At 66.9% G+C, this 2,716-nt stretch carries 2 protein-coding genes and 1 pseudogene; 1 reads left to right on the top strand and 2 read right to left on the bottom strand.

Annotation, left to right across the window (positions count from 1 at the left end; translation table 11 throughout):
- Window positions 1-401 (top strand): annotated as a pseudogene (locus EN780_RS31585) (MFS transporter); the annotation flags it as partial.
- Window positions 402-512: 111 nt separating this feature from the next.
- On the opposite strand, the gene EN780_RS31590 reads toward EN780_RS31585, so the two are convergent.
- Together EN780_RS31590 and EN780_RS31595 are read right to left on the bottom strand one after the other, a co-directional pair.
- The gene (locus tag EN780_RS31590) at window positions 513-1,400 is read right to left on the bottom strand and encodes an amidohydrolase (RefSeq protein ID WP_189556899.1); all 888 of its coding nucleotides are present in this window, start codon (window positions 1,398-1,400) and stop codon (window positions 513-515) included.
- Window positions 1,400-2,515, bottom strand: a complete 1,116-nt coding sequence (locus EN780_RS31595) for a VWA domain-containing protein (RefSeq protein ID WP_245500184.1) — start codon at window positions 2,513-2,515, stop codon at window positions 1,400-1,402. Before EN780_RS31595 ends, EN780_RS31590 begins: the two co-directional genes overlap by 1 nt.
- Between the last annotated feature and the right edge of the window lie 201 nt (window positions 2,516-2,716).

The raw sequence follows: 2,716 nt of genomic DNA on the forward strand, positions 1-2,716 counted from the left end.
GCCTGATCGCCTCGCTCGCGGTGATGGCCTGCGCGGCGATCTCGCCTGAAACGCCGCAGGCGCTGGTGGTGGCGCTGATGCTGGTCGCCGGCCTGTCGCGTTCGATGCAGTTCACCGCGCTCAACACGCTGGCTTTCGCCGATATCTCGGGCGCGCAGCGCAGTTCGGCGGCGACGCTGTCCAGCATGCTGCAGCAGATATCGATGCTGTTCGGCGTGGCGGTCGCGGCGGCGGTCCTCAATCTGTCGCAGATCGCGAGGGGCGGGGCAGCACTCGATCTCGTCGATTTCCGCATCGCCTTCCTGGTGGTCGGCGGAATCGGCCTTGCGGCCGCCTTCCGCTTCCTGGTGCTGCCGCCGGCGGCGGGCGCCGAGGTTTCAGGCCATTCGCCGCGGAATTGACATCCGGATTTTGGGCCGATCGCCGAGATAAACTTCGCTCCGCCTTTGGTCGCGCCCTCATCCGTCTCGGGCCGCGCGCCGATCCACCGTCTCCCACAGGGGTGCAGGCTCTCATGCCGGTCGATAAACCCTTTCCGCAGTGATCCAGAAGATATCCGCTTCTGCCGCAGCGCCGTGCCTGGCCACCGCCGCGCGGTGCGTCTTGATCAGCTCGGCGTGGCTGGTCCACAGCTTCTCGATCGGGAAGTTCGAGCCGAACATCAGATGGTCCGAGCCGAGGATATCGATCGCGTTGTCGACGATGTAGGCGATCAGCGCCGGATCGTTGCGGTGGACGAAGGTGCCCAGGCCGGACAGCTTGGCGTAGACATTGGCCGCGGCGGAGAGCGTGCGCAGGCCGGTCTTCCATGCCTCGGTGGTTTCCGGTTCCATGCCGGTCAGCATGCCGGCATGGGTGAGGATGAAGTTGGTCTGAGGGTTCTCGCCGACCAGCGTCAGGCCGTCCTTCATCTGCGCCGGGAAAAGCTGGAGGTCGAAGGACAGGCCGTAGTCCTTCAGCCGCGCCACATTCTTCCGCACTGTGGGATCGATGACCTGGTCTGCCGAGGCGGCGAAGCGGAAAGCCGGCGTCTCGTGCCAGTGCAACTGCATGCGCACGCCGCGCAGCAGCTTGTATTTCATCAGCCGGTCGATCTGCGGCCGGACATCGTCGACGGTCATGTCGGCATAGCCGACGATGGCGTGCGGCCAGCCGGTTTCGTCGGCGGTCTTCTGCAGGAAGGCGACTTCCTTCTCGAAATCCTCCTTGGCCCAGTTGGTCTGGACATAGACGGTCTTTTCGACGCCAGACCCCTTCTGGTCTTCGAGGAATTCCTCGATTGGATAGTCGCGGCGGATCGGCTCGTAGGGGCCGAAGATGCGCGGCACCATCGGTCCGACCAGCCAGGGCTGGTCCTTCTGGCGCCAGATGTGGAAATGCGCGTCGATCGCCTTCTGCATCACGATACCCTTTTCCAGATGGCCTCGGCCGACGGAGCGGGCCGGGCGAGCGACAGGATGAAATCCGTGAGGCTCTTCAGCGACGAGCCGTCGACCAGATCGTCCAGCACCGGCAGGATGGCGCGCAGCGCCGCCGTCGCCGGCCGGAAACGCGGATCGCCGGCGAGCGGCGTCGCCAGCGACAATCGGAAGGCGCGGGCGCTCAGGCGACGCATCGCGGTCTCGAGATCGGCGTGGTCGCCGCGCTCCAACGCATCCGAAAGGATGACCACTGCCGCGCCGCGGGCGAAGGCGGAAAAACGCGGCACGGTCAGGAAGGCGAGCAGCGTCGGCCCCATGCGGGTGCCGCCGTCCCAGTCGTCGACCAAAGCCGCTGCCCGGGCGAGCGCCTGGTCGCGATCGCGGATACGCAGCGCCGAGGTGATGCGCGTGAGCCGAGTGCCGAAGGTGAAGACTTCTGCACGGTCGGCGCCCTGCACGGCGGCGTGCGCCAACTTCAGGTAATCGGCGGTGTGGAGCTTCATCGAGCCGGAGACGTCGATGAGCAGGAGCAGCTTGCGCGGCACGGTCTGCCGGCGGCGGAGCTGCGGCGAAGGAATGTCGCCGTCGGCGCTGACGATTTCGCTGAGCGAGCGCCTGAGGTCGAGCGTGCCGCGAGAGCGGGTGCGGATGGTGCGGAAGGAGCGACGGGCGGGCAGGGCGGAGGCGAGCCCGCGGCGGAATGCGCCAAGACCGTCGGCGTCGCGCTGGAAATCGCGGCTGCTCAACTGCTCGCGCGCCGAGGACAGCTCGCCGCCTTTCTCCTGGCGAGCGGCCTGGGTTTCTTCCTCGCGCGTGCCACGATCGTCCTTGATGCGGGTTTCATCCTCTTCGCCCTCGATCGACGGTTTTACGTCGCCATAGAAGTGGCTGCGGAAATGTGCGTCGAATTCGATGCGACGGTCGGGCGAAGGCGCGAGCGTGGCAAGTGCGGCCTCGCGGATGTCGTTCATCGAGCGCGGCCCAAGCAGTGTCACCGCCTGCATGAAGCTGGTGGCCTGTTCCGGCGCGACGGCGAAGGCGTGGCGCCGCAACAGGCGGGCAAAGCCAAGGAAGGGCGCGGCGGCGCGGGGCAAGCTTTCCTCGCCCCGTTCACGGAGAGAGGATGCCGGCAGGCAGCTGAGGGGCAGCGCCATCGTCTGCCCATGTTGGCGCCGCCCCTCATCCGCCCCTTCGGGGCACCTTCTCCCCGTGAACGGGGAGAAGGGATTGTTGAGGTCGCGGCTCACGCCAGTGACTCCTCGACGATCCTCCCAAGTTCCGGCGCGATCACGGAC

It is taken from the genome of Mesorhizobium sp. M4B.F.Ca.ET.089.01.1.1 (assembly GCF_004022605.1).
Classification (GTDB): domain Bacteria; phylum Pseudomonadota; class Alphaproteobacteria; order Rhizobiales; family Rhizobiaceae; genus Mesorhizobium; species Mesorhizobium abyssinicae.